The sequence below is a fragment of the Ruegeria sp. CDSC081 genome, assembly GCF_059610485.1.
In genome coordinates, this window is record NZ_JBXWNS010000005.1 from 137,947 (window position 1) to 164,663 (window position 26,717).

Annotated in this window: 19 protein-coding genes and 1 tRNA gene; 13 read left to right on the forward strand and 7 right to left on the reverse strand. The window is 56.9% G+C overall.

The features are described 5' to 3' along the window. Nucleotides 1-93: 93 nt before the first annotated feature. The 6 genes from AC2FH9_RS10555 to AC2FH9_RS10580 are packed head-to-tail and all read left to right on the forward strand — an operon-like array spanning nt 94 to nt 10,792. A complete protein-coding gene (locus tag AC2FH9_RS10555) occupies nt 94-1,521 on the forward strand; it encodes a tyrosinase family protein (RefSeq protein WP_496871464.1) in 1,428 nt (475 codons plus the stop codon). Nucleotides 1,522-1,527: 6 nt separating this feature from the next. Continuing rightward, on the forward strand, nt 1,528-2,229 hold the full coding sequence (locus AC2FH9_RS10560; protein ID WP_496871466.1) for a copper chaperone: 702 nt from the start codon (nt 1,528-1,530) through the stop codon (nt 2,227-2,229). Beyond that, nucleotides 2,216-3,823, forward strand: coding sequence for a S8 family peptidase (locus AC2FH9_RS10565; protein WP_496871467.1), 1,608 nt, complete (start codon nt 2,216-2,218; stop codon nt 3,821-3,823). The genes AC2FH9_RS10560 and AC2FH9_RS10565 overlap by 14 nt, the downstream gene beginning before the upstream one ends. Before the next feature lie 7 nt (nt 3,824-3,830). Next, a complete protein-coding gene (locus AC2FH9_RS10570; RefSeq protein ID WP_496871468.1) occupies nt 3,831-5,639 on the forward strand; it encodes a S1 family peptidase in 1,809 nt (602 codons plus the stop codon). Continuing rightward, nucleotides 5,636-8,758 (forward strand): ATP-binding protein, encoded by a 3,123-nt coding sequence (locus tag AC2FH9_RS10575; protein ID WP_496871469.1) that lies wholly within the window; start codon nt 5,636-5,638, stop codon nt 8,756-8,758. Before AC2FH9_RS10570 ends, AC2FH9_RS10575 begins: the two co-directional genes overlap by 4 nt. Nucleotides 8,759-8,809: 51 nt before the next feature. Then, nucleotides 8,810-10,792, forward strand: a complete 1,983-nt coding sequence (locus tag AC2FH9_RS10580) for a DNA/RNA non-specific endonuclease (RefSeq protein ID WP_496871470.1) — start codon at nt 8,810-8,812, stop codon at nt 10,790-10,792. A gap of 37 nt (nt 10,793-10,829) precedes the next feature. Here the strand turns inward: AC2FH9_RS10580 and AC2FH9_RS10585 are convergent. The 4 genes from AC2FH9_RS10585 to hutC form a co-directional block, all read right to left on the reverse strand. Next, nucleotides 10,830-10,907, reverse strand: a tRNA-Arg gene (locus AC2FH9_RS10585). A gap of 625 nt (nt 10,908-11,532) precedes the next feature. Next, nucleotides 11,533-12,909, reverse strand: a complete 1,377-nt coding sequence (locus tag AC2FH9_RS10590; RefSeq protein ID WP_496706291.1) for a formimidoylglutamate deiminase — start codon at nt 12,907-12,909, stop codon at nt 11,533-11,535. Nucleotides 12,910-12,953: 44 nt separating this feature from the next. Next, nucleotides 12,954-13,757, reverse strand: coding sequence for an N-formylglutamate deformylase (gene hutG, locus AC2FH9_RS10595; protein WP_496871471.1), 804 nt, complete (start codon nt 13,755-13,757; stop codon nt 12,954-12,956). Between the two features lie 96 nt (nt 13,758-13,853). Continuing rightward, entirely contained in the window at nt 13,854-14,558 is a 705-nt protein-coding gene (gene hutC, locus AC2FH9_RS10600; RefSeq protein ID WP_246097191.1) for a histidine utilization transcriptional repressor HutC, read from the reverse strand. A 216-nt stretch (nt 14,559-14,774) separates the two neighbouring features. On the opposite strand from hutC, the gene hutI reads away from it, so the two are divergent. The 3 genes from hutI to hutU all read left to right on the forward strand — a co-directional run bounded on the left by hutI (nt 14,775) and on the right by hutU (nt 19,294). Then, the gene (gene hutI / locus AC2FH9_RS10605; RefSeq protein WP_281972488.1) at nt 14,775-15,983 is read left to right on the forward strand and encodes an imidazolonepropionase; all 1,209 of its coding nucleotides are present in this window, start codon (nt 14,775-14,777) and stop codon (nt 15,981-15,983) included. Further along, nucleotides 15,980-17,515 (forward strand): histidine ammonia-lyase, encoded by a 1,536-nt coding sequence (gene hutH, locus AC2FH9_RS10610; RefSeq protein WP_496871472.1) that lies wholly within the window; start codon nt 15,980-15,982, stop codon nt 17,513-17,515. Before hutI ends, hutH begins: the two co-directional genes overlap by 4 nt. 105 nt (nt 17,516-17,620) lie before the next feature. Continuing rightward, entirely contained in the window at nt 17,621-19,294 is a 1,674-nt protein-coding gene (gene hutU / locus AC2FH9_RS10615; RefSeq protein WP_496871474.1) for a urocanate hydratase, read from the forward strand. Between the two features lie 101 nt (nt 19,295-19,395). On the opposite strand, the gene glyA is transcribed toward hutU, so the two are convergent. Then, nucleotides 19,396-20,703 (reverse strand): serine hydroxymethyltransferase, encoded by a 1,308-nt coding sequence (glyA, locus tag AC2FH9_RS10620; RefSeq protein ID WP_496871477.1) that lies wholly within the window; start codon nt 20,701-20,703, stop codon nt 19,396-19,398. A 103-nt stretch (nt 20,704-20,806) separates the two neighbouring features. Between glyA and AC2FH9_RS10625 the strand changes: the two genes are divergently transcribed. After that, complete coding sequence (locus AC2FH9_RS10625) at nt 20,807-21,676, forward strand: LysR family transcriptional regulator (RefSeq protein ID WP_496871479.1); 870 nt, start codon at nt 20,807-20,809, stop codon at nt 21,674-21,676. A gap of 8 nt (nt 21,677-21,684) precedes the next feature. Here the strand turns inward: AC2FH9_RS10625 and AC2FH9_RS10630 are convergent, their stop codons facing one another. Both AC2FH9_RS10630 and AC2FH9_RS10635 read right to left on the reverse strand, forming a co-directional pair. Then, nucleotides 21,685-22,161, reverse strand: coding sequence for a GNAT family N-acetyltransferase (locus AC2FH9_RS10630; RefSeq protein WP_496871480.1), 477 nt, complete (start codon nt 22,159-22,161; stop codon nt 21,685-21,687). Beyond that, the gene (locus AC2FH9_RS10635) at nt 22,162-22,473 is read right to left on the reverse strand and encodes an ETC complex I subunit (protein WP_142635668.1); all 312 of its coding nucleotides are present in this window, start codon (nt 22,471-22,473) and stop codon (nt 22,162-22,164) included. A 177-nt stretch (nt 22,474-22,650) separates the two neighbouring features. On the opposite strand from AC2FH9_RS10635, the gene AC2FH9_RS10640 reads away from it, so the two are divergent. The 3 genes from AC2FH9_RS10640 (at nt 22,651) to AC2FH9_RS10650 (ending at nt 26,430) form a co-directional block, all read left to right on the forward strand. Further along, nucleotides 22,651-23,124 carry an SRPBCC family protein gene (locus tag AC2FH9_RS10640; protein ID WP_496871482.1) on the forward strand — a complete coding sequence of 158 codons (474 nt, stop codon included), beginning with the start codon at nt 22,651-22,653 and terminating at the stop codon, nt 23,122-23,124. Between the two features lie 87 nt (nt 23,125-23,211). Continuing rightward, nucleotides 23,212-25,398 (forward strand): excinuclease ABC subunit UvrB, encoded by a 2,187-nt coding sequence (uvrB, locus tag AC2FH9_RS10645; protein WP_496871484.1) that lies wholly within the window; start codon nt 23,212-23,214, stop codon nt 25,396-25,398. Nucleotides 25,399-25,467: 69 nt separating this feature from the next. Continuing rightward, a complete protein-coding gene (locus AC2FH9_RS10650) occupies nt 25,468-26,430 on the forward strand; it encodes a restriction endonuclease (RefSeq protein ID WP_496871485.1) in 963 nt (320 codons plus the stop codon). Nucleotides 26,431-26,717 lie beyond the last annotated feature (287 nt).

The following is a 26,717-nucleotide window of genomic DNA, read 5'->3' on the forward strand; positions in this document are numbered from 1 at the left end:
CTTGGATTCATTTCGGTTAACATAAAACCACGCAAGTGTTACACTCGGCGCATTATTAGATTCCAAGATTTATTTGCAGTTTGAGGTATTGTTATGGCCACAAGAATCCGCAAAAACGTTTGGACCCTGCCAGCCAACGACGAAACTCTGATCTGGTATGAGCGTGCTGTCGAAGCTCTCTGGGACCGAGATCTGGAAGACCCGACATCGTGGTTTTTCATGGGCGCAGTTCATGGGCAGCCGCAGAATTTTCCGAACATTCCCGGTTCCGGACAATTCTGGAACCAATGCCAGCACCAAAGCTGGTTCTTCCTGCCCTGGCACCGCGGATATATCACCGCATTTGAGGCCGTCGTCGGCAAAGCCGTCGCCGATCTGGGCGGGCCGCAGGATTGGGCGCTGCCTTATTGGGACTATTCCCAACCCCTGTCAGAAAACCCGAATGCGCGCCGCCTTCCTGTGGCGTTCCGTGAGCCGACCAAGTCAGACGGCACGCGCAACTTCCTGTTTTCCCGCCGACGTGTAGTGGTGAATGGAGATTTCGGATTTCCGGACGACGTGGTGTCGTTGGATGCGTTGGATCATGAAGATTTCACCAATGATACGCCCGGATTCTCATCAGGGTTTGGTGGCCCGCAAACCGGGTTTCACCCCGGCGGTGGGGACAATGGCGCATTGGAAAGCACGCCCCATAACGATATACACGTTTGGATTGGGGGCTCTGGCGGTTTTATGGCAAATCCGGCCACTGCGGCCTTTGATCCGATTTTCTGGCTGCACCATTGCAACATTGATCGGCTATGGGAAGTCTGGCGCAACGCCGACCCGAGCCATGTCGCCCCACCCTCGCCACTGTGGCGCACTGGCCAGACATTCTCGATGCATGATGGCGATGGCGCGGCATTCACCTTCAACAGCGAAGAAATGCTGGACAGCACAAGCGTCCTGCACGGGTTTCAATATGACGGCGTTCCACCCTCAGTAGAACCCGCCATTCCAGCAGAGGAGTTCGTCATGGCAGGCAAGGAACCCGAGCTTGCTGGCGCAAGCGAAGCTCCGGTCAAGTTGCGTGGTGCAATGACCACTGCCGGCGTAAAGCTCGACACTTCAGTCGCGCTGATTTCCGGCGCCGAGGCCCCCGGCACCACCCGGCGCGTTCACCTGCATCTTGAGGGGATCAAGGGCCGTGGCATGCCCGGATCTTACCGCGTCATGCTGGATCTTCCGGATGACGCTTTGCCGCCAGCGATTATCGGCACCTTGTCGCCGTTTGGCCTTGAACAGGCAAGCAACCCGGACGGCCCACATGGCGGCAACGGCCTTGCGGTGACTTACGAGATCACAAAGCTGGCCTTTGCACTGGGGCTGAGCCAAGGCGACGCCAACAGGTTGCAAATCCGGTTTCAACGAATGTTTGATGACAGCGAGGCCTTTGGCCAAGTACCAGGGTTGGAACAGATCGCCCCAACAGAACAGCAGCCAGACATTGAGATCGGCCGCATAAACCTTTATTTCGACTGATCGCCCATGGCGTCGGCTACCGGAATAGATCGCCCTCGCCTGTTTGGACAGGCCGATATCGAAATACGCACGACACTTGGCGTGGCCGCGCTTGCATGGCTTTGGCTTGCTTTGGTGCCCGCGCCCTCATTGCATTGGCCGGCGATGGTTCTGGCGATGATGCTTCCAACGATTGTTCCGCAGATCGCCCATGTCCGCGCGCGCAGCTTCGCAGATCGAAGATCACGCGCGGCACTTCTGTTTGTTCTGCCATATCTGTTGGCCTGGCTGGTCGCAGGCGCGCTTGCTGCGTTCCTTCTGGCGCCGGTTCTGCACCAAACCGTGTTTGCGCCGTTGGCTTGCCTGTGCGCCGCAGCATGGCAGTTCAGCCCGCGAAAACGCAGCGCATTAAGGAAATGCCACAGCCGTCCGGTCCTGGCCGCCTTTGGCCCTAGTGCCGACCGCGATGTGCTGATCTTTGGGCTGACCTATGCGCGCGATTGTATCACCTCTTGCTTGCCGATGATGCTTGTCATGCTAGGGACTCATGACTTTGCCGTCATGATCTTTTTGACAGTGATCATCCTGTCGGAGCGCGCCGTTCTTCGCCCCGACCCCCGCGCCAGCGCATTCACCCTGTTGCTGACCGCGCTTGCGCTTACGGCGTTGGCCCATGCGCCCCACCATCTTTTGCTTTTGTATAAGGATATTTGCCATGCAGGAATATGACGCCCTAACAAGGTCCGATGTCTCGCTCGACGGCGATCCGCTAGTCATTGAAGTGGTCTCGGATACACCGCAATCCTTGTCGGCTATTCAAGAACGTGTGGGTAGTGCACTTCCTGATGTTGCCACCAGTACCCAAGCGGTCTTCGACGCAGATGCGGATCGATTTTTCTTTGTTGAATTCCCCGAGATCGATCCAAAAGGCCAAGAGCGTGAGGTTTTTGCATTTGGCCGTGCCCTCCGTATGGCGCTGGACGTAGCCGAGGCCAACCCGGTCTTGCCAGACAGCCTGTACGGGGCTGCACATGTGGGTACGGAAAGCTTTCTCAGTTTCTGCGAAACCAAGCGCGACAACTCTCGGCCCTATGGCTGGCACCACAAACGGATCAAGACACCGCTGGCCTGGCAGCACACCCGGGGTCAGGGCAGCAAGGTCGCGGTGATCGACACGGGCTATTCCGACCATAGCGAACTGGCCGGCGTGATCGAAACCAACGGCATGTGGAATTTTGTCGAAGGGAACGGGGATGCGCGTGACCGGTTTTCAGGCGGCGTCCTAAAACATCCTGGTCATGGCACGCTTGTCACCTCGGTCGTCGGATCGCGGGGCGGGGCCGATATGAATGGCGATACCACCTCGCCGGGGGCGATAACCGGTACGGCCCCTGCGGCCAAGGTTCTGCCAATCCGGGCGATCAAATCGGTGATCGACATGACACAGCTGCGTATTCCTGCGGCAATCTCTCATGCGGTCAGCCAAAACGCCGATGTCATCGTGATGGCGCTTGGCGGGCCGGTACGGGTCTCTTCGACGGAACAGGCGCTGCGCAATGCGGTACAGGCCGGGCTGGTCATCGTCTGCGCTGCGGGCAACTGTTATCCGAACGTGGTCTTTCCCGCCGCCTATGCATCACTGGAAATCTGCACAGCTGTCGCTGCACTGCAGCCCGACAGACGCCCCTGGCGCAAAACTGGGCGTGGCCCCGAGGTCAGCTTTTCGGCCTATGGCGAAAACGTGTGGGGCGCGGCCAAGAACAAGGCGACCGACCCAAACTCGGGTATCCGCGCCAGCCAGGGTACCACGCTTGCCACCTCAATGACTGGAGGCGTTGCAGCGCTGTGGGTCGCACATCACGGCGGTCGGGCGGCGCTGTTGCAAAAGGCCCAGAATGCTGGGACCACCGTTCAGGCGATGTGGTTGCACTGTGCCAAACACGGGATGAGCAAGCCAGCCGTCTGGAACGGCGCCACCGATCTTGGCGCGGGCATCATCAATGCCCAGGCGGTCCTGAATGCGCCACTGCCAACAGGCGCTGAAAGTCCGGCAGCACCCGACCCGAATGCAACCCCGACATTGAACATTCTGGTCTCGCATCTTGCGGGAACAGACAGCGAGGCCGCCGGAGAAATTACCCCAGACATGGCCGATTACGCCAATGAGATCATCTGGCTCAGCTATCGTCGCGGGGCCCGGAAGCGTATCGTCGAAAGCGATGGTGGGGCCGAGGCCATGGTTGGCGAAGACGCCCCGACCCCGGGCTTGGACACCGCATTGTCGGACAAACCGGCCCTCAGCGCCTATTTGGGCATGGGATAAGCCACGGATGGTGAATGCAGCGCATATCCGGATTGCAATCCGAAAGCATGAACCGATTGTGCGTCATGCTTTGACTGCGCTGTTTCCCGACCCTGATGACCCGGTGAATTATGAAGCCGTCGAGGAAAGTGTAGACGAAGATATCGGCGAAACGCTTGCCGATGTCTTGCTGGAAATTCTGGTCGACGCTGCGAAGGTCAAGCAGTTCCTCAATTTTCTGCGCGCGCGCGGTGCGGATCCTGTGCCGCGCGACCGTCACCTGATTTTTGCCGAAAACATCGCTCGGTTTGACGGCACCCTGATCGGCATACCGGCGAATAATTCGTTCGACTTTGCTGCATTGGGCGATTTTGCCCCGCGCGCAGAGAGCTTTCGCTGTCAGATCTGGATCAACAACACATTCGAAGGCTCCGGCGCGTTTGTTGCCCCCAATCTGGTGCTGACTGCAGCCCATGTTCTGGACCCGCTAAACTCCCTGCCCGCTGGGGTCGACCCTCGGCTTGAAATACTTGCCTCGGACGAAAAGCGGTACCGGGCAAAATGCGTAAAGCTCTGGCCCTATCACGACAGTGAAAAGGCCGGGAACCTGCCGCCGGGCGATGAGGTGGACATCGCGCTGCTGCGGATATTCCTGCCGCTGGGGCATACCTATGGCAGTGTCGATGTGACCGGTGATCCCCCCGATTTTGAGGGTGCAGACCTGTTCACATTGGTCCACTACCCCGAAGGTGTCACCAAGGGGTTCATGCCCGGCAAAGTGCACCGAGAACCTGGCGCCAAGCGGTTCCCTCATGACATCGACACATCCGGCGGGTCATCCGGTGGCCCCGGTTTTGACAGCCAATTCAGGTTTTTGGGCATCCACCAGGGCAAATGGGAGACAACCAAACGGCTTGTCCCTTTCGAGCAGTTCCACGATGACCCCGACTTCCAAGATCTGATCAGCAAGAACTCGAAACAGCGGGACATGTGGTCGCTGAGCCGCGACATTGACGGGACCATCATCATCGGCCGCAACCAATTCGTATCCGGGCTTGCCCATATGCTGGATCATCCCAAATCCAAACTGCGTGGGATCTGGATCAGGCGCGAGGATACGACGTCTATTCGTGGTCTCGGATTCAGCTATGACATGCTGGAATCCTATCTGCTGATGCAAGAAGCACCTAACGCCGCGCCGCAGCATCGTTGCATCCGATTGGGGCCGACCCTGAATACGGACGATTTGCTTGCTGATCTTGCCGAGAAGGCCAACGGGACCGTCGCCTCGCCAGACGCTGCTGCTGGAACAACCGCCGCCCAGACTACCGATGTTGCATTCGAAGGCAGCCGCGCGGAGACCCTGATTGCTGACATGGATCAGGCCGCCAAAACCGCAGGGCAAACATGGTGGATCTATTTCGACAACCCGCCCGAAGGGCTCTCACCACGTGCCCAGGTACAGTTCGAGCACATCGCCAAATGCTTGCCCACATCCGAGAACCTGCGCCTGATCCTCGCAGGCTATGAGACCTATCGCCTGTCGCCCCTGCGTTTTGCCAATGTCGGCGCTGTCGACGGCGCGCAGCGCAGCGGCCTATTGGTGGAAGAGCTGGGACCATTCACACGTAGCGATGTTGAGGCTACAATTAACAGCATGATCACTTCGCTTGACCCGGCAAAAGAGCTGACACCGGCTGCTCGACGGGCAATGGTGGACTCTGCTCTGGCCGGGTTGAGCCCTGACAACACAGGTGAATTCGATGGCGAACATCTGGAAACCGTTGTCACCCGTGTTCGCCAAGAGGCCAAACGCTTTCTGGAGATAGAAGAATGAATCAGGCGCAGGAAGAACTCCGTTCGCGCCTGCTGCGCGCTGCAGCCCTTCGAGAGGCATTTGAACCACGGCAGCTTATGCGCGAGGTGCTGAGCGAAGATGAGTACGGCAACCGGGTGCTACGGGCCCGGCTGATGTCATCCCTGCGCGAGTTGAGCCATGTTGATAAGTCGGGCAGCTCTACGAAATGGATACTGCGCCTGACTGCACGACATCGCGAATTATCCGGGATCGAAGAGTTCGACTCGGCGGCAACGCAGACCGATATCGTGCAGGCTCTGTCGGGACGAGAAGGTTTCGCACCGAGCGCTCTGGATCACCTTATCGAGGCGGAAACAGATGAACAAAACCTGTCGCAGCACCTTGTCACGTTAGAGCGTGCAGGCCAAAAAGCGCCGGGATATGACCGCCTGTTCAGGTTGCGCAGCCGATTGAACCTGCTCAGACGCGAGCGCCGATCAAAAGAGCGCCTGGGCGAAAAATTCGTGGGGCGTGTCAGCGAAATCGACAAGATTCAACGCTGGATCGACCACCCTATGCGCTCGGCCCCTTTGAAAACGCTGCATATCGAAGGCCAGTACGGGATCGGCAAATCCTACCTTCTGGAACGCATCATCCAGATTACAAGCGAACGCGAAGACGTCATCCTGATCCGGCTGGATTTCGATCAGCCCTCATTGCAGACCGGTCCAATCTTTGAAGAGATCTCGCGTCAGATCGGTACCGCAATACCCCAAGCGGCCCCCGAACTCCGCAAATTGCGGCTGCGATATTCCGAACAGATCACACGGGAGATATACGAAAGCTCGGATCTTACACCGCGTCAGTTGATCCTGGCGATGACCAACGCGGTGGCTGATGCCCGCCTGCGCCTTGTCATTCTGCTGGATACGCTCGAAGTACTGCATGGTCAGGGCGCGACCTTCGTGAATAACCTCTTGAACGATCTGGACCGTTTTGTCGAAAAGGAACAGATCGAAGTATCGATCATCTCAGCCGGTCGCGGGCCGATTTTCGGCGAAGATCACCCAAGACGGGGCGAATACATCAAGCTCGACCAGATCGAAGACGAATTGGTCAATCAAACGCTGGATGAGGCCGGAATCCCCGAGGAATTCCGCGATCAGATCATTTTGCGCTGTCAGGGCAATCCGTTGAAATTGCGGCTGTTGATTGACGAGGTGCAGACCGTGGGCCGATTGGCCGAAGTCACCGAAGACGAGAATGACCCGATTGCTGCGGGCATCGTGAACCGGGCCATCACATCGCGCCTGCCCGTGCACCTGCGTGGCATTGCCAATTACGGCATGGTTCTAAGCGAGATAAACGCCGACAACCTGAACGGCATCGTTGCACCGGCGCTTGGGCTGGGTGACCTCAGCAGCGAAGCAGGCACAATCGTCGCGGATCTTGGCCTGCAATCCTGGCTGATGGACGCCGCCACTGATGGTCAACTGACCCATAAGGCCGACATGCGGCGGGACCTGTTAGAACCCACCTATAACCAAAGCCCCGTCGAAACCGCAGAGGTAAACCGTGCAGCTTGTGACTATTACGCTGACCGCGATCCGCTGTTGTTCCTTTATCATTCGCTTCAGCTTATGCGCGTCGGAGAAGCCCCTCCAAGCATCAATCCCTCACTGGCTGAACGCTTCCCCGAACAGCTGTTGAAAGAGCTGCCAATCGACGCGCAGGACCTGATCCGTCAAGCTCGCGGCCAGCGCTCGGCCCCGGTGCAAGAAACCAAACAACGGGAATACGGCGCCACTGGGCTGGACAGCAGTTCTGAACTTCCCCCCGAAGACCTTGTACAGGTTGAGTCCAAGGCCGCGACGGCACGAGCACGGATCGTCAAAGGTCGCGGTTATGTGGCCGCACCAGATAGTCGCGCAGTCAAAGACCTGCGAACGATGTTGGAGCAGGGCCAGCGCCGCGAGGCAACACATATCATACGCGAAGGATTGAAAGGCGCCTATGATCCGGCAAGCGAAGTTGGCATCCTGATCCTGTGCCACAACTGGCAGAGCGGTCATTGGTCCATGGCGCGAAGCCTATTCAATTTGTTGCCAGCAGATACCTTGCTGAGAGAGGCACAACAAAGGCCCGAACTGGAAGGCCGGATGCTCCTAGAGATTTATGCCGAGTTTGAATTCGAAGAGCTCGTTAACCGACTCCGCGATAAGGACTTTCGCGACATAGCTCTTCGCGTCGTGAACAGCTCGTCTCGAATTGGTATGCAGTCAGCAGCGCTTGAATTCGCTCTTCTGGCAACGGGTATGAGTTTTGAGGGTGATCATGAGGTTCTGGGCCTGATCGCCCCCTATCTGGATCACGGCCCACGCGAGATGACCTATGAAAGGCTCCGCTATGCGGCGGGTATCCGTCAGGAGTTCGGGCTGGAATATTCAGAGCCGGACATGCCCGACCCCGCTTTACCGACGGATGATTACGGGCTCGCGTTGGCCCCATTGAATCCCTATTTCGACCGGATGCTGGCACTTGTGGAAGAGTTTCAAGCAAGTGGCCGAGGTCGTGTTCTGCGCGATTTGTCCAACCTTGCCACCGGCCTATATGAAGCGGCTGACATTTTTGCCCCGGGTTTACAGGGGATCAACAATGCGATGTCCCAGCTGTCAGAGCGTCCAACGGATGTGATTTCGCTATTGCGCGCGATGGGCCTTACCGCTGATTGGGCCGAGGGGTACAGTTTTTACCACCCGATCCCTGACTTGCCAACGCTCGCACGCGCGGCAAGACGTTGGCAACAAGTCATCGGCGGCTATTGGGCCTTCCCCTCACCACCGCCACCAGAATGGAATTCCACACGGAAATGGAGCGACCTGACATCAAGCCGAACCGTCGACCTTTTGGAACGCGGCAGTCATGGTCTGGCAGACCGAGTTCTAAACTTCTGGGCGGATCCTTTGAACGAAGGGCGCGGTAAGTCCACTCAAACCCTGCAACGCCGCCTTGCACCAGTTGCTCGGCGGCTCACCCATGGTTCAGGAACAGAGGAAATCCTTGGTTGGCTTACCAAAAGCCGGGCGCCCGTGGTGTTTCATCCGGCACTGACCATGTTTGCCGAAACAGGGCGGGGGCCAAAATACCTCGATCCCTAGAGGCAGATCGACTGAGTTTGAAAACTTCATATTAGCTGAGGAACCAATGCCATGAGCGATTTCGAAAAGGAAACATTCAGCCGGCTGGAAGGCCTTGGAAATGCCGGAACAATCGACAAGGCGCGTGAGGCTCTGGATACCAGTCCGGGCATTCTTGGTGAAATGGGCCTGACACCGGATCGTGCCCGTGAATTGATGGGCGCGCAGATGAATAAGCTGGAAAGCTTTGGCTCTACGCCCTCGCAACTTGAAGCCATCGTGCGCGCGGTCGGACGCCCTCCCCTGATCGTGCGCGGCGGCAAGGTTGAAGGCAAACAATCGCTGTCATCCGACTTTCCGCCGGATATCGACATTCGTATCGGCAAGGCCGAAGACAATATCGCCTCGGTCGGGCGTATCGAGTTTATCAATCATGACTTTAGCTGGGGTGGCACTGGCTGGGTGATCGAAAAGAAGGACGACCATCTGCTGATCATCACCAATCGCCATGTTGCCAAGCTGGTCGCGCGGCGCAGTTTCCTGGGCGATGGTGTCTTCATGTTTGCCCCCGGCAATGCCCGCTATGGCGCCCGGATAGATTTCCTCGAAGAGGTCGGCGCGGCACAAGACCCCGAACGGCTTTTCGACATTCGCAAGTTCACATATATCGCTGAAGACGCGGCCGCAGATATCGCACTTGGAAAGATCGACCTGCCAGCGGATACAGCCAATTTCACGCCCGCGCCGATCCCGCGCGCCAATACAGACGCCCAGCATGGGGAGTGCGTCGCTGTTATCGGGTATCCCGCCAAGGATTCCTTGCGCAATGACCCCACGCAGATGTCCAACTATTTCAACGACCTGTATGACGTGAAACGCTTTTCGCCCGGATTTCTCATCGAAGATGGCGGCGTGTCGATCCTGCGCCATGACTGCACGACTTTGGGCGGCAACTCGGGCTCGCCTGTGATCTCGTTGGACAGCGGCAAAGCGGTTGGTCTGCATTATGCAGGTACCTTCGGCGTCGGAAACTCAGCTGTCAGGATCAGCACGGTCAACGCATTGTTGGACGGGGCGGTGCCGACCTCGATCCCCGGAACCGAAATCGTCAGGCCAGAACGACCTGACGGAAACCATGACGCAGATCATTTTGAACCGCGCGACGGGTACAACCCGGACTTCCTTCAGGTGGCAGAGGTGCCTCTGCCGGTGGTACCGAATGCGTTTGGGCTTGCCACTCCGTCGGATGCGACCCCGGAACGCCCCAACGAATTGCGCTATCAGAATTTCGGCATTCTCTATTCTGCGACTATCAAAACACCGATCATTGCCGCGCTGAATATCGATGGTGCCAAGACCCGACCGCAAAAACGAGGTAGCGACAAGTGGTTCGCTGACCTGCGCATCCCAGCAAATGTCCAACTCGGCAAAGAGGATTATGATCACGCGGATATTGACCGGGGCCACCTGGTTCGCCGTGCGGCGACAAATTGGGGTGTCGATGATGCACAGGCCAAACAGGCCAATGATGACAGCTTTCACTATACCGCTGCTGCCCCGCAGCACCGGGCCTTTAATCGGAGCCACGCGCAATGGTTGGGTCTTGAGAACTTTATCATGACAAATGTGCGCACACATGGATTCAAAGCCTGCGTGTTCACCGGACCAATCCTGACCGGTGACGAGCCGATGTTGAAAGATACCGGATCGCCGATACCCCTGAAGTTCTTCAAGCTTGTGACCATGCTGGCCGAAGAGGATGGCAGCGAAGGCATTCTTCGCCTTCATTCCACCGCCTATGTACTCAGCCAGGTTGAGGTCATCCAACAGATGCTCTCGAACCAGGGGAGCGTGGAATCTGTCGGTGGATTTGAGTTTGGTGCCTATAAGACATTCCAGATCCGCGTCCGGGATTTGGAAAAATTAACCGGGCTGAACTTTGGCCCCCTTAGCGATGCCGACCCATTGGCGCAGCGTCTGACCGATGCAGAAAGCCTGGCGGGACAACCACGTCCGATCGTCACAGTCGAGAGCTTTGCCAACGTCGTAATCTGAGGGTGGCGGATGAATACTCAATTAGGAATTGTGCATTTGGCGAGCCGTGGAGGACTCGAACCCCCGACCTGAGAATTAGAAGTTCCCTGCTCTAATCCAGCTGAGCTAACGGCCCGCTCATATTCTGGCTGTATCAGCCAAATCCCTCGCCTTGTCAACTTGATGGAGAGATGAGGTTTTGGGGCAAAAAACCTCTCTGATTTCAGCATTATCTCTGACCGGAGCAAGCTTATACAGGTACCTTGATTGCTGGGTGAACTGCACCTCGAAGCCATGCCTCAAAAGGCCCTAACCGAGTCGAACTTACCAGACTAATTCAGGCCGCTTATGCAGCCTGTCACGATGACGGAATACATCGGCAAACTGGGATGCCGCCACCTGCATCACTGCAATTTGATATTGCGCCGCGCAGTGGCAGACCTGTTTGATCAGATCTTCCGCAGATCCCAGCTGATTGCGGTGGCCGGAATTGTTAATAGCACCGCACACATGCCCAGACCCGTCATTGGGGGGTACGGTGATCCAGTTCCGTTTCGCTCAGATCCGCCAGCATCACGCGCGCCATTGATGTGACAAGGTTCGGAAGGCGCGAACCAACTGAAATGTTCGAAACCAATGGGCTGGGTGACAGAAAATTCCTTGGCGATCTCGGACAATGTTTTCAGCCTGACCAGCACCAAGTGCCCCAAGGTTCTTAAGCTCGCGCAGTAATGAGTTCCGTTGGTTCTATTCACCCTTCATCATAGTTTTTGCGCCAACCGACGCATGGTGGAAATATATCCGGCGTCGATGGACTCGTGATCGGGGTGCTGACCATCTTCAATGACCTTTTGACCAGCAACATAGACGGCAATGATTTCTGCCTGCTGACCCGAGAACATGTGGAAATCCAGCACGGCTTCGGGCGACACCGCCGCCATCAGACCATTCCTATCGTAAGACAATTCTACAAAATCAGCACGGCACCCTTCTGCGATACGGCCGATATTGCGCCCGGCTGCACGCGCTCCACCTTGGGCGGCGGCTTGCCAGAGATAACCGCCGACATTGGGCATGTCCTTGGAGCACATAACATTGCGCTGCCGGTGCAGCAGGCGCTGACTATATTCCAGTGTGCGCAGCTCCTGAACTGCCTGGGTACAGATGTTGCTGTCCGAGCCGATACCAAAATGGCCATTTGCTGCCACGAAATCGACCGCCCGGAAAATCCCGTCTCCAAGATTTGATTCCGTCAGCGGGCACAGACCCACGGTCGCACCCGAAGCGGCAATGGCCGCAACCTCGGCGTCATCCAGATGGGTGGCATGGATCAGGCACCACGCGGCGTCAATCTGGACCTGGTCCATCAGCGCCGAAACAGAGCGTTTGCCACTATGGGCGATACTGTCTTCCACCTCTTTGGTCTGTTCGGCCACATGGATGTGAACTGGACACCCCGGCAACTGGTCTTGCCGAAGCTCCATAAGCCATGACATTTCATCTTCGGTTACGGCGCGCAGGGAATGCGGCGCGATTCCGAGGTTAAGCTTTTCATGCTGCTGCTTCAGGGTTTCGATCAGCAAAGCGTATTGATCACGTGCATTGGTGAAACGCCTCTGAGCATCTTGCGGAGACACGCCGCCGAAATTTGCGTGTGCATAAAACACCGGAAGATGCGTCAGGCTGAGGCTCGTTCGATCTGCAGCAGAGACAATAGCAGAAGACAGCTCCTCAGGTTGGGCGTAGCGCGCTCCATCCTCTTCATTGTGCAGATAATGAAACTCGACAATCTCGGTATAACCGCCTTTGAGCAATTCCATATACAGCTTGGCAGTGATTGCCTGCAGGTCCTCGGGCGATACGTTATGAGCGAAATAGTACATCATTTCGCGCCAGGACCAGAAGCTGTCGACCGGATTCCGGCGCACTTCTGATAACCCGGCCATCGCGTATTGAAAGGAATGACTGTGCAGGTTGGGCATGCCCGGCACAACCGGGCTTTCAATCACCGGATAGGCATTGGGATTGTCGTCCGCGACCAGTGCTCCGAACTCACCAGATTCCGTGACGGTTACGGAGATATTGCTAAGCCAGCCCTGGTCCGTCAGTGCCTGTTTGAAATGAAATCCAGTTGTCATCCACTTTCCTTTACTTGGATGCCGTATCGGCGAGTCTGTTTGGGTCATCCACGGGTGGTGTTAACTTCATCCAACAACGCGGTAACAAGGTTCTTGATCGCGGTGCCAAGTACCTCTGCCTTAGGGAGCACAAGGTCCCAAGGGGCGTGCTCGATCATATAGGTGGACTGTGCAATTTCGAGTTGCAGCGCATGAATGTTCTGGTCGGGTTGGCCATAGTGCCGGGTAATATAGCCTCCCTTAAAGCGGCCGTTTTTGACAAAGCTGTATTGGCCGGACCCCAGCGATCTTTCGGCGCAGGCCTCAAAGCGCGCGGCTGTGCTGGCCCCGCTATTTGTGCCCAGATTCAAATCCGGCAGCACCCCATCAAACAGCCTTGGCACTTCGGAACGGATGGAATGCAGATCCAACAGAATGCAGGTGCCAAACTGCGCCCTGATCCGCAGAATCTCAGCCTTGAGCGCCTGATGATACGGTGCCCAATAGGATTGGATGCGCGCCTGTGTCTCCTGCCCATCTGGCTCTTGCCCTTCCAGATAAAGCGGCTGACCGTCAAAATCGATTTGCGATATCAGGCCGGTTGTCGGACCGGAATAAAGCGGCGCGTCATCAGCTGAACGGTTCAGGTCCACCACATAGCGCGAATACTGCGCCGCCATGACACCCACACCCAATTCGGCACAAGGCAGCGCCAGCTTGCCCATGTGCCAATCCGTATCCTTCAGCTCCAGCGCGGCGGGTCGCAAACGGCGTTCAACCTCCGGAGGCAGCAAGGTTCCGGCATGTGGGACATTCAGCAAAATCGGCGTTGAACCCGCCTTAAACGTCATTAGATTCTGAACAGCCATCGCGTTCCCTTTGTTTGATGTTCTGTCAGCCCATAATTCGGCAGACCGACGAAGACCGACATTTTTTATCGCCCCAAAAGCTGGACTCCGGTCAGATCAGAGATGCGTCGTCATCCGGTAACCCGGTGCAAAGTAAAGCTTGGCATATGTCACCGGCGCGCGACGCAGCCAGGTAATGCGTTCGGCGGTAAAGATCGGGTCGCCAGGTGGCGTGTCCAGGAACTTGGAGATTTCACCATCAGCCTTGGTCGCCATGAAACTAAGCTCCAGATTGCTGAATGGCACCCTGTTAACCAACCAGTCATTCGGCCCCGATTGTTCGAAACTTTCCTCCAACACTTCAGGTACAACGTCGGCAACTATCCATCGCACCTCAAGCTGAAACGCTACGTTGTCGGCATAATGCATACATCGCAGGTGCAAGACGTCCTGCTCTTTTTTCAGGTCGAGGCGTGATGCCAGCCAGGACGGTGCGGGTTGCACCTCTCGGTCCACCAAAGAGTACCGATAGGCCGCACCGGTGGCCGTTATCTCGTCACGCACCAAAGGGATCGCAAATTGCGCCTTTCTGATGGGAGAATTCAGAACCCGCGTGCCGGCCTTGCGTTTTCTTTCCAGGTATCCTTCTTCGGCAAGCTCTCTCAACGCCCGGTTGACCGTTGTTCGTGTACTTGAGAATTCAGCGGCCAAATCCATCTCGCTTGGCAAAATGGAATCCGGGCTCCAGATACCGGTTTGGATTCGATCCAAAACCACCTGCTTGATGTCCCGAAAGCTCATGTTCCCCTGAGGTCTTGCCATAAAACTCCCCAACTCAAAAACCGGCCTTAATTGGCTTATACATACACATAAGACATCTGCAATGAAGCATGTAACTCTGCCCCGCACCTAAGACTTCTACCTAATTTGACTCCAAGAAGGCGGCTTCGGCGCGATGCCTTTCATTATTTTGTGTACACATTATGCAGTAATCAGTATACCTATTTCAGAAGCATTGCAACTTGGGATCAGATTCTCATGACTGGTAAAACAACCCTTCGTGGCGCAAAAATTGCAACACAAGCCAGCCAGCAGGGCCCTTATGGGCTAATCGAGGATGGCATCATCGTAATATCAGGTGAGTTTATCGAATGGGTCGGACCCAGACGCGATCTGCCCGATGAATATACCGAGCTTGAGGCCGAGGATCTGAACGGACGCCTTGTGACGCCCGGTTTGATCGACTGCCACACCCATGTTGTATTTGGCGGCGACCGCGCCCAAGAGTTTGAAATGCGCCTGAATGGTGCAAGCTATGAGCAGGTTGCGCGCGCCGGAGGCGGTATTAACGCAACCGTTCAAGCGACACGGGCCGCCAGCCTGGAAGAGCTGATAGAAAGTGCATTGCCCCGCGTCGACGCGATGATCCAAGAGGGCATGACCACTATCGAAATCAAGTCCGGCTATGGGCTAGAACAACAGACAGAGCTGAACATGCTGCGCGCCGCGCGCGAAATTGGAAAACGTCGCCCGGTTTCTGTTCAAACCACATATCTGGGCGCCCACGCGACTCCGCCAGAGTACAAGGGGCGCGATGACGCCTATATCGACGAGGTCGTCATTCCGACCTTGCGGGCCGCCCATGTAGAAGGGCTGGTCGATGCAGTTGACGGATTCTGCGAAGGGATCGCCTTTCAGCCCAAACAGATCGCCCGTGTCTTTGACGCCGCCGCTGCCCTTGGCCTTCCGGTTAAACTGCATGCCGAGCAGCTTTCTAATCTGGGCGGGGCGCAGCTTGCCGCCTCCTATGGCGCATTGTCTGCGGATCATATCGAGTATCTTGACGAAGACGGCGTGATCACCATGGCCCAGGCGGGAACAGCGGGCGTAATCCTGCCCGGTGCGTTCTATACTCTGCGCGAAACGCGTCAGCCTCCGATTGAGCTTCTGCGCAAACACGATGTCCCAATGGCACTGGCAACCGATTGCAATCCGGGATCATCCCCCCTGACATCTCTTCTTCTGACCATGAATATGGGCTGCACCCTGTTCCGCATGACGCCAGAGGAAACACTTGCGGGCGTAACCTGTAACGCAGCGCGTGCCCTTGGTTTGAGTGATCGCGGTATGATCGCAGCGGGTCAGCGGGCCGATCTGGCGGTCTGGAATGTGGGCCGTCCGGCCGAGCTTTCTTATCGTATCGGGTTCAACCCGCTTCACAAACGCATCTTTGGAGGTCAAGCGTGACAACTCTCACTCTGGCGCCCGGGCAGGCTACTCTGCCTCAGCTTGAAACCATCTATTGGGATGAAGCCTCGGTCATACTTGATCCGACGTGTCGTCCTACGGTCGAGGCGGCCGCAAAACGGATCGCTATCGCCGCTGCGGGTGATGTACCGGTTTATGGCGTCAACACGGGTTTTGGCAAATTGGCCAGTCTCAAGATCAAATCTGAAGACACCGCCACTTTGCAGCGAAATCTGATCCTCAGCCATTGCTGCGGCGTAGGAAACGCGATGCCCCGCCGGATGGTTCGGCTTATGATGTCTCTTAAGCTATTGAGTTTTGGCCGTGGCGCATCTGGCGTCCGCTGGCAACTGATCAAGCTTATGCAAGACATGCTGGAAAAAGGCGTCACCCCTGTTGTTCCAAATCAGGGATCGGTTGGCGCGTCAGGCGATCTGGCACCTCTTTCACATATGACCGCAGTAGTGATCGGTGAGGGAGAGGCGGAATATAAAGGCGAAATTCTTCCGGGCGCCGAGGCGCTTGCAAAGGCTGGCCTGTCCCCGATCGAGCTTGGCCCCAAGGAAGGTTTGGCCTTTATCAATGGCACACAGTTTTCAACGGCCTATGCGCTTGCCGGTCTGTTCGAAGTCTGGCGTGCTGTGCGCAATGCGCTGGTCATCTCGGCCATGTCCACCGATGCCATCATGGGATCAACCGCTCCGCTGCAGCCCGAAATCCATGCGCTGCGAGGACATCGTGGCCAGATCGAAGCGGCAGGTTCGATGCGTGAGATACTGGCGCAATCCGAAATTCGAGAAAGCCACCGGGATGATGATACACGTGTTCAGGATCCCTATTGCATCCGCTGTCAGCCGCAGGTGACTGGTGCGGCGATGGATGTCCTGCGACAGGCCGCACAGACCCTTTTGATCGAAGCGAATGCTGCAACAGACAACCCACTTGTGCTGACCGAAGCGGATATGATCGTGTCCGGTGGTAATTTTCACGCGGAACCCGTTGGGTTCGCTGCTGACATGATTGCGCTGGCATTGTCCGAGATTGGCGCGATCAGTCAACGGCGTATTGCTCTGATGGTCGATCCAACGCTCAGCTTCGATCTTCCGCCCTTCCTGACACCTGAACCCGGATTGAATTCCGGCCTGATGATTGCCGAGGTGACGACAGCCGCTTTGATGAGCGAGAACAAGCATCTGGCCAACCCATGTGTCACCGATTCAACACCCACCTCCGCCAATCAGGAAGATCACGTCTCGATGGCAGCGCATGGTGCGCGGCGGCTGTCCCGCATGGTCGAAAACCTCAACCATATCCTTGGGGTCGAGCTGCTCTGCGCCGCGCGTGGCATCGAATTCCGCGCCCCCCTCCAGACGAGCCCGTTGCTGCAACAGGCCATCGCACGGCTGCGCGAGGATGTTTCGAGCCTGCAAGAGGATCGCTATATGGCGCCCGATCTGAAAGCTGCAAAGGAATTGGTCGCGTCGGGCGCGTTGCTGAACGCGCTGAACGCCTCTTTGCCGGGCCTTAACTGATGACGGTCTTTGCCATGATGGCGCGCGACCGCAGCCGAGACACATGATTGAAAACTTCAATGCCCTTGCCCTGTCGGGCTCTATCCAATCTGAAGGGAATGACCGATGAGCGATCCTCGTAAGAACAGCCGGGACATCTATCCGCCAACCGGGACCGAACTGAATGCCAAAAGCTGGTTGACCGAAGCACCACTGCGGATGCTGATGAACAACCTGCATCCCGACGTGGCAGAAAACCCGCACGAGCTGGTAGTATATGGCGGCATAGGCCGGGCCGCGCGAACCTGGAAGGATTTCGACCTGATCGTCGACAGCCTGAAAGATCTGGAAGCGGACGAAACCCTGGTCGTGCAGTCGGGAAAGCCCGTCGCCATCGTGAAAACCCACAAGGACGCACCGCGCGTGCTGATTGCCAACTCGAACCTGGTGCCGCATTGGGCGAATTGGGATCACTTCAACGAGTTGGATAAGAAAGGTCTGGCGATGTATGGCCAGATGACCGCGGGTTCCTGGATTTACATCGGGTCGCAGGGCATCGTCCAAGGCACCTATGAGACCTTCATGGAAGCAGGACGCCAGCACTATGGTGGCAGTCTGAAAGGCCGTTGGATCCTGACTGGGGGTCTGGGTGGTATGGGCGGTGCTCAGCCACTGGCTGCTGTGATGGCGGGTGCCTGCTGTCTGGCCGTGGAGTGCGACGAGAAATCCGCCGATTTCCGACTGCGCACGCGCTATGTCGACGAGAAAACCCACAGCCTGGACGAGGCGCTGGATATGATCGAGCGTTGGACCAAAGCGGGCGAAGCCAAATCCGTGGCGCTGATCGGCAATGCCGCCGATATCTTCCCCGAGATCCACAAACGCGGCGTCAAGCCCGACATCGTCACCGATCAGACCAGCGCGCATGACCCGATCAATGGGTACCTGCCTCAAGGTTGGACCGTAGCCGAGTGGCGATCCAAGGCTGAAACCGCTCCGAAGGAAGTGGAAAAGGCAGCCCGCGCCTCGATGAAGGTGCAGGTCGCGGCGATGGTTGCCTTTCACAATGACGGTGTTCCAACCGTCGACTATGGCAACAACATCCGGCAAATGGCGCTTGAGGAAGGTCTGGAAGACGCCTTCGCCTTCCCGGGCTTTGTGCCTGCCTATATCCGTCCGCTATTCTGCCGTGGCATTGGCCCGTTCCGCTGGGCGGCCCTGTCGGGGGACCCCGAGGACATCTACAAGACCGATCAAAAGGTCAAAGAACTGCTGCCCGATAACACGCATCTGCACAACTGGCTGGATATGGCGCGTGAACGGATCGCATTCCAAGGCCTTCCTGCGCGTATCTGCTGGGTTGGTCTGGGTGACCGACATCGCCTGGGTCTGGCGTTTAACGAGATGGTCAGAACGGGCGAGCTAAGCGCGCCGGTGGTCATTGGTCGTGACCATCTGGATTCCGGTTCAGTCGCCTCGCCCAACCGCGAGACCGAAGCGATGAAGGACGGGTCTGACGCGGTCTCGGACTGGCCTCTGCTAAATGCACTGGTCAACACCGCCTCGGGCGCGACTTGGGTATCTCTGCACCATGGCGGCGGCGTTGGCATGGGCTTTTCCCAGCATGCGGGTGTGGTGATCTGCGCCGACGGCACCGATGATGCTGCCAAACGCCTGGAGCGCGTTTTGTGGAACGACCCTGCCTCGGGCGTGTGGCGTCACGCCGATGCGGGTTATGACCTGGCCAAGGATTGCGCTCGTGAACACGGGCTGCGCCTGCCTGGAATTCTGGAAAACTAAGTTTGGATCAAGCGGAACAGATCCCGGCCATTCATTTGTGAAGGCCGGGATTGAACGATCACCAAACACCGTGCGCGCCGGTTGCTTTTGGAAACGGTGATCTAATGGACAAAGCACAGCGTATTGAACGCGCGTCTCCAGGCTGAAACCTCGGAGGCAATCGGCGCGCCTTGCAGACCTTGTTTGATCAACCCCGCCAGACGATCCGCATCGCCTGCGGTCATCCCCCAGCGGACAAGCTCGGGCGTGCCAATTCGCAGACCGTTCATATCACCTTCAACCGCCGCCACAGGCAGACCGATGCCACAGGCAAGGAACCCAGCTTGGCACAAGGCTTTTGAGGCCGCCTGCCCGCCCCCAAAGGGCTCGGCCAGCACAGCGAACTGGTGAGAGTTGGTAAAGCCCTCGGCCCCAGCGAACACAGGCACATTTTGTGCATCCAAAGCCGCAGCCAATGCCTGCGCCATAGCGATCATCTCTTTCGCATAGGCCGCGCCAAAGTCTTTCCAGTCCAGCATCGTGACCGCAAGCGCGGCAGTTTTCGCCGCATCAAAATTGGCCGTCATGCCGGGAAAGGCGATAGCGTCCAGCGTTTTGGCGATTTCTGCATCATTCGAAACGATCAGCCCACCTGCAGGGCCACCAAGGCTTTTATAGGTGCTCATCGTCATGAAATGCGCGCCCTCGGCCAGCGGGTTGGACCAGGCGCGCCCGGCAATAATGCCGCATTGATGGGCCGCATCGAACATGACCTTGGCCCCGACCTCATCGGCGATGGACCGCACTTCGGACACGGGATGCTCGAACAGGTTCAGGCTGCCACCAATCGTAATCAACTTGGGCCGCTCGGCCCGTGCCAGCGCCCGCAGTTGGTCCAGATCAACGGTATAGCCATCGGCATTCACCGGGGCCTCTATCGTGCGCAAGCCGTATAAGCCGGCGCAGCCATCGACATGATGCGTCACATGCCCGCCTAGGGATGCGGGCGGCGCAATGATTGTGTCGCCCGGTTTGCAGGTGGCCATAAAGCCATAGAGGTTGGCAATCGCACCAGAAGGCACACGAACCTCGGCGAATTTGGCATCGAACACATCCGCGCAAAGCTGGGCCGCGATCACTTCGATTTCCTCGATCGCTTCCAGTCCCATTTCGTATTTGTCACCGGGATACCCCAAAGAGGGGCGCGACCCGATGCCAGAGGATAATAGCGCTTCGGCTTTCGGGTTCATCACATTGGTCGCAGGGTTGAGGTTAAAGCACTCTTCCTCATGGATCACTCGGTTCTGCTCGACCAGCTGCTCGATACGGGCCAGCAGATCGGCAGACGTTGCGGACGCCGTCGTGGCCGCTATGTCCTGAATCAGGGTTTCACTGGTGCTCGGCACCCAATCTCGTTGTGCAAGCGTCATTGGACGTCCTCCGTTTTGCAGCATGGTGGCAGCCATTTCGTGACAGCGCAAAGCAGATTTGCTATTTCTTGGCGTAGAAAAACTAAGGCTTGAAATGAGTGTCATGCCCAAACGCCCGAAAGGGCCCCCGCTGAATGCAATGCGCGCCTTTGAAGCTGCCGCACGTCATGTCAGCTTTGTCGCCGCCGCTGAGGAATTGAGCGTCACGCCCGGAGCGATTTCGCAGCACATCAAGACATTGGAGGGCTGGGCAGGTACCGCGTTGTTTCGGCGCAACGCGCAGGGGGTGGAACTGACCAAGGCCGGGGCTTCGATGGTGGCTGAATTCTCTGCGGCGTTCGACGGGTTGGCCGAGGCGGCGCGTGCCCTCCGCAACCTCAAACCCAACGCCGATTTTCATATCGCCGCCTTGCCATCTGTTGCGCAGCTTTGGCTACCAAAACGGCTAAGCCGGGTCAGGGCGCAGTTTCCGCATATCAATTTTTCGGTGACCGCGATGGAAAACCCACCCAGTCTTGATCGGGAATTGTTCGATCTGGCCATATTCATTGGCGAACCCGATGCTGAGCCCGAGCAGATTTGCATCTGCCCCGATCTCATCTCTCCGGTCGGCGCGCCTAGCCAGATTGAACGTATGAACCACTTTGGCGACGCCGTCCTTCTGCATGACCAGACCTGGAACGACGATTGGACAATCTGGTCACAGAACACGGGAATTGAACTGCAGGATGCGCAGACCGGGCCGCAGTTCTCTCTGTACAGCCTGGCCGTGGAAGAAGCGAAGGCAGGTGCGGGTATCCTGATGGGGCATCTATGTTTGCTTGAGGATGCCCTGGCAAGCGGCGCTCTTAAGTCTGCAAGCGAATACACCTGCCCAACGGGCCGCTTTCTGTTCGTCCAGATACCTGGCGCAACGCGGCAAAGGCTCGAATCGCAACAGGTCGTGGCATTGCTGAACGAAGGTAGTGCCTAACAACCGGCCTATTCTGCGGGCATTAGATCCAATCGCATGAAGGCGCTGTTGGGGTCGGCCTCATAGCCGTAGATCGGGCCGCAATAGGAATAGCCTAGCGCTTCATACAGCCTGCGCGCGGCGTCGTAGTAGGACAGATGATCGGCGCCCGTCTCAAGAACCAGCGCCGAGGTCCCTTCGACCCGTGCGTGATCAGCAAGATGGGTCATCATCACTCGCGCCAGACCGCGGCCACGTGCGGTGGCAAGGATATGCACGGATTTGACTTCGGCGGTCCCATCCGGCAGCGCCTTGAGCGCGCCGCAGCCCAGCACCTTGTTACCCTCATACAAAGCCCAGAACCGCATTCCGGGCCCGGCCAAGGCACTGGCATCCATCGTGTGATTGCTCTCGGCTGGCCCGGCGGTTTCGCTATGGGCAAAATGCGCCTCGACCACCGGGCGCAATGCGTCGGAGGTTGGGTCAGCCTCGCGAATGTCGATCATTTAATGCGTCCAGGGTGCGCGCCGATCGGTGGCAAAATTTTCGCCATAACCGCGCGCGCGCAGGTTCGGCTTGCGTTTATGCGGTTCACTGACCTGTGCGTCGATACCGTTGTCCTTGGCGTAATCCAGCGCCTCTTCCTTGGTGTCGAAATTCAGACGCACCTGGGTCTGGGTGTCACTGGAAGACGTCCAGCCCATCAACGGATCAACCTCGCGCGTGGATGCTGGGGCATATTCCAACACCCAATGCCGGGTCTTGGCCGTACCCGATGTCATCGCATTCCGCGAAGGCTGGTAGATCCGTGCGCGCATGTCGCCTCTCCGTACTCACTTGGCTGAGGTTGTTTATGCGTCAGAGCGAGGCCTGGGACAAGGTGGCAAATGTCGCGGCTGGCGAACTCGATTTTCGCGCCTCGGCCCAAGACTAATGCCAGAAACTGTCATCAGATACTGCTAGGTCAGGCATCAACTGACAACAAGGAAACCAAGATGATTCACTTTGAAAGAGCCCTGAAAATGGATGCCAACCCACAAGATGTATGGGCCATTCTCAACCGCTTCATGCATATCGATGAATTCGCGCCCCAGGTGGTCTCTGTCGACGCTTTGACCGAGCAGGAAAACGGCGTCGGCTCGAAAAGACGCTGTCATTTTGCGAATGGAACCTCTCTGGTCGAGAAGGTCACGCAGTGGGACACCAATCGCGGCTATCGCCTGCAACTCTCTGATATGGCCGCCATGCCCCTGACCGAGGCCAGCGCAGCGATCACCATCGAGCCCCAGACAAACGGTGGTTCTCGCGTGGTCTGGAGCATGGATTACCACGTGAAATACGGCGCATTTGGCTGGGTGCTGGGGCAAACGCTGATGAAAATGATGATGAAGGGCGTTCTGGACGGCAACCTCAAGGCGCTTGCCCAAAAGGCGCGTGCTGGCCAAATCCCCAATGGCCAAACCGCATAATCCCGGATTGATGCGCTCCATTTCAGATCAGGCCTTGCAGATGGACAAAATAAGAACAAATGTAAGGGCCTGATCCGGAGCCTTCCCATGCCTTACGCCCATTCCGACAAGACCCAGCTGACCGCTGATGACGTCCGCGCCCGCCTGAAACTGGAAGGCGGTAAAGAATTCGTCATGCATACCGAGTTCTCACCGGCAGGCGACCAGCCCACCGCGATCAAAGAACTGACCAACGGCATCTTCGACGGCGAAAGAGAACAGGTTCTGCTGGGCGCGACCGGGACGGGCAAGACTTTCACCATGGCCAAGGTGATCGAAGAAACCCAGCGACCCGCCATCATCCTTGCGCCCAACAAAACGCTGGCGGCGCAGCTCTATGGTGAGTTCAAAGGCTTCTTCCCGGAAAACTCGGTCGAGTATTTCGTGTCCTACTACGACTATTACCAGCCCGAGGCCTATGTCGCGCGCAGCGACACCTATATCGAGAAAGAATCCCAGATCAACGAACAGATCGACCGGATGCGCCACTCGGCCACGCGGGCGCTGTTGGAACGCGACGACGTAATCATCGTCGCCTCAGTGTCGTGCATCTACGGTATCGGCTCGGTCGAAACCTATGGGGCGATGACGCAAGACCTGAAGGTTGGCGGTGAATACAACCAGCGCCAGATCATGGCCGATCTGGTCGCCCAGCAATACCGCCGAAATGATCAGGCATTCCAACGGGGCTCGTTCCGAGTGCGGGGTGACAGCCTGGAAATCTGGCCCGCCCACCTTGAGGATCGCGCTTGGAAATTCTCGTTCTTCGGTGAGGAATTGGAAACCATCACCGAGTTCGACCCGCTGACCGGTGAACGCGCCGCGAATATGGAACAGGTGCGGGTTTACGCCAACTCGCACTACGTGACCCCGAAGCCAACGATGAACCAGGCGATCATCGGCATCAAGAAGGAACTCCGCATCCGACTGGATCAACTGGTCGGAGAGGGCAAACTGCTGGAAGCGCAACGTCTGGAACAACGCACGAATTTCGATCTGGAGATGTTGGAGGCCACCGGCGTCTGTAACGGAATCGAAAACTACTCGCGCTATCTGACAGGCCGCGCACCGGGCGAGCCGCCCCCGACCCTGTTCGAATTCATCCCCGATAACGCCATCGTCTTCGCCGATGAATCCCACGTCAGCGTACCGCAGATCGGCGGCATGTACCGGGGCGACTATCGGCGCAAATTCACCCTGGCCGAACACGGGTTCCGCCTGCCCTCCTGCATGGACAACCGCCCCCTCAAGTTTGAGGAATGGGACGCCATGCGCCCGCAATCCGTCTTTGTCTCGGCAACCCCGGCCAAGTGGGAGATCGAACAGACCGGCGGTGTCTTCACCGAACAGGTGATCCGCCCCACCGGGCTCTTGGACCCCGAGGTCGAAATCCGCCCTGTCGGCATGCAGGTCGACGATCTGCTGGACGAGGTGCGCAAGGTCGCCGCCGACGGTTATCGCACGCTGGTCACAACGTTGACCAAACGCATGGCCGAGGATTTGACCGAATACATGCACGAACAGGGCATCAGGGTCCGTTACATGCACTCGGATATCGACACGCTGGAACGCATCGAGATTCTGCGTGACCTGCGGTTGGGGGCCTTCGACGTTCTGATCGGCATCAACCTGCTGCGCGAGGGGCTCGACATCCCGGAATGCGGGCTGGTGGCCATTCTGGACGCCGACAAAGAAGGCTTCCTGCGATCCGAAACCTCACTGGTCCAGACCATTGGCCGCGCCGCGCGCAACGCCGACGGGCGGGTGATCATGTATGCCGACAAGATCACCGGTTCCATGGAGCGCGCGCTGAACGAAACCGATCGCCGCCGCGCCAAGCAGATCGCCTATAACGAGGAACACGGCATCACCCCAGCAACGGTGAAGAAAAACGTCGAGGATGTTTTGGCCGGTCTCTACAAAGGCGACGTCGACATGAACCGCGTCACCGCCACCATCGACAAACCGATGCACGGCGCGAATCTTGAGGCGCATCTGGACGGGTTGCGCGACAAGATGCGCAAAGCCGCCGAGAATCTGGAATTCGAAGAGGCCGCCAACATCAGGGATGAGATCAAACGCCTGGAAGCGGTCGATCTGGCCATCGCCGACGACCCCATGGCACGCCAATGGGCGGTCGAGAAAGCATCAGAGGACGCGGTGAAATCACGCGGACGGTCAACGGCTGGAAGGCCGGGGCAAAGGGGTGGGAATGTGAAGAGAAGGAAGCGGTGATACAACCCTATCGACCTCCTATTTTGTTTGTGGTCAAAAAATTAGAAACTCAGACCAAGGAAGTCATTAATGAATGGCCCAAAGCAATTTGAGCAGCGTATTTCGAGAATCTACAGACTACTAGAAGAAAAGGGGACGGAAGTAACATGGGACAAGAGGATTACGGACCCAGACAACCCTTCGCAAAAAAGGCAAATCGACGTCGAAATACGAAGGCCAAATTGCACGATACACGTTGAGTGCCGTTATAGAGGCCGAAAGCAGGATGTAAATTGGGTTGAAGAACTGATTGGTCGCCGCGCAAGCTTGGGAGCCAATATGGTTATTGCTGTTTCTTCAAATGGTTTCTCCGATACTGCTAAGAAGAAAGCAAAGAGGCACGGTATTATTTTACGTAGTTTGCTCGATGTTAGCGATGAAGAAATCCTCACGTGGGGCGTGAACGCCAAGGTAGGAGTTTGGTTTGCCCGTTTCAGGAACTTCAGCGTTGGTGTTAAAATCTCTGAAGCTGATCAAAGACGCTTTGAGACGGAAGTTTTGGCAAATGCTTTGGATAAGAACGGCTATCTTGGCAGAATTATGCAAGGTGTTGTGAATGAGTATCAAAAATCGGACACATTGAATGGCCCACAAGACTTTCAGCTTTCAGGCATCCAATTTGAAAAACCTTTGGCCGTGGGAGTTTTTTTACTAAAGCCAATCAAAATTTCTGCTCAAGGGTCTGTGGAAATTTTTCGTGAGTGGCGAGAGAGCATTGGATTTTGTGAGTACTTGCAACAGGATTCGGAATCACCTTCCCAAGAGGCCGTAGTCGAAGAGTTTGATCTACTAGGTTCAGAAATTGTTCACGCACAAAAGAAAGCGTTGTGGCATTTGGATTTATCGCTAATCGAAGCTCCCAAAAATTGTATTTTTGCGGGGATAGTCGATTTGGATTTTGGAGTGCCCAGAGAGATGCATGCCGTTTCATTGGTCGCCGGTCCGAGGAAAAACGCAGAGCAGGTCGATTGCAAGGTGGTTTTCTACTGTTAAATGAATTGAGTTTCTCAAAGTGGGCTTAGGGTCGGCGCTGTCACATACCTTTCACACGCTCTCTGACGTTTGACTCGCCACACTCCACCCTTGCAGCCCAGCGCGCACTCCTCCACGTTTGAAATCACAAATTGTGATTCCAAACGGTTGCCATTACGATCCCGAACACCCTGCCAAGTTCGCAGGAGGTCCAAAGCACCATTCACCGGGTGCGCGGCACCCGTGTGGTGCTGGCCGAGGATCTGGCACAGGTTCTTTTGCAAAAAAGGGCGGGATTATCCCGCCCG

Coding starts and splice junctions, on each gene's coding strand:
- AC2FH9_RS10555 (WP_496871464.1), top strand. CDS start 94: ATGGCCACAAGAATCCGCAAAAACGTTTGGACCCTGCCAGCCAACGAC.
- AC2FH9_RS10560 (WP_496871466.1), top strand. CDS start 1,528: ATGGCGTCGGCTACCGGAATAGATCGCCCTCGCCTGTTTGGACAGGCC.
- AC2FH9_RS10565 (WP_496871467.1), top strand. CDS start 2,216: ATGCAGGAATATGACGCCCTAACAAGGTCCGATGTCTCGCTCGACGGC.
- AC2FH9_RS10570 (WP_496871468.1), top strand. CDS start 3,831: ATGGTGAATGCAGCGCATATCCGGATTGCAATCCGAAAGCATGAACCG.
- AC2FH9_RS10575 (WP_496871469.1), top strand. CDS start 5,636: ATGAATCAGGCGCAGGAAGAACTCCGTTCGCGCCTGCTGCGCGCTGCA.
- AC2FH9_RS10580 (WP_496871470.1), top strand. CDS start 8,810: ATGAGCGATTTCGAAAAGGAAACATTCAGCCGGCTGGAAGGCCTTGGA.
- AC2FH9_RS10590 (WP_496706291.1), bottom strand. CDS start 12,909: ATGACAACTGGATTTCATTTCAAACAGGCACTGACGGACCAGGGCTGG.
- hutG (WP_496871471.1), bottom strand. CDS start 13,757: ATGGCTGTTCAGAATCTAATGACGTTTAAGGCGGGTTCAACGCCGATT.
- hutC (WP_246097191.1), bottom strand. CDS start 14,558: ATGGCAAGACCTCAGGGGAACATGAGCTTTCGGGACATCAAGCAGGTG.
- hutI (WP_281972488.1), top strand. CDS start 14,775: ATGACTGGTAAAACAACCCTTCGTGGCGCAAAAATTGCAACACAAGCC.
- hutU (WP_496871474.1), top strand. CDS start 17,621: ATGAGCGATCCTCGTAAGAACAGCCGGGACATCTATCCGCCAACCGGG.
- glyA (WP_496871477.1), bottom strand. CDS start 20,703: ATGACGCTTGCACAACGAGATTGGGTGCCGAGCACCAGTGAAACCCTG.
- AC2FH9_RS10625 (WP_496871479.1), top strand. CDS start 20,807: ATGCCCAAACGCCCGAAAGGGCCCCCGCTGAATGCAATGCGCGCCTTT.
- AC2FH9_RS10630 (WP_496871480.1), bottom strand. CDS start 22,161: ATGATCGACATTCGCGAGGCTGACCCAACCTCCGACGCATTGCGCCCG.
- AC2FH9_RS10635 (WP_142635668.1), bottom strand. CDS start 22,473: ATGCGCGCACGGATCTACCAGCCTTCGCGGAATGCGATGACATCGGGT.
- AC2FH9_RS10640 (WP_496871482.1), top strand. CDS start 22,651: ATGATTCACTTTGAAAGAGCCCTGAAAATGGATGCCAACCCACAAGAT.
- uvrB (WP_496871484.1), top strand. CDS start 23,212: ATGCCTTACGCCCATTCCGACAAGACCCAGCTGACCGCTGATGACGTC.
- AC2FH9_RS10650 (WP_496871485.1), top strand. CDS start 25,468: ATGAATGGCCCAAAGCAATTTGAGCAGCGTATTTCGAGAATCTACAGA.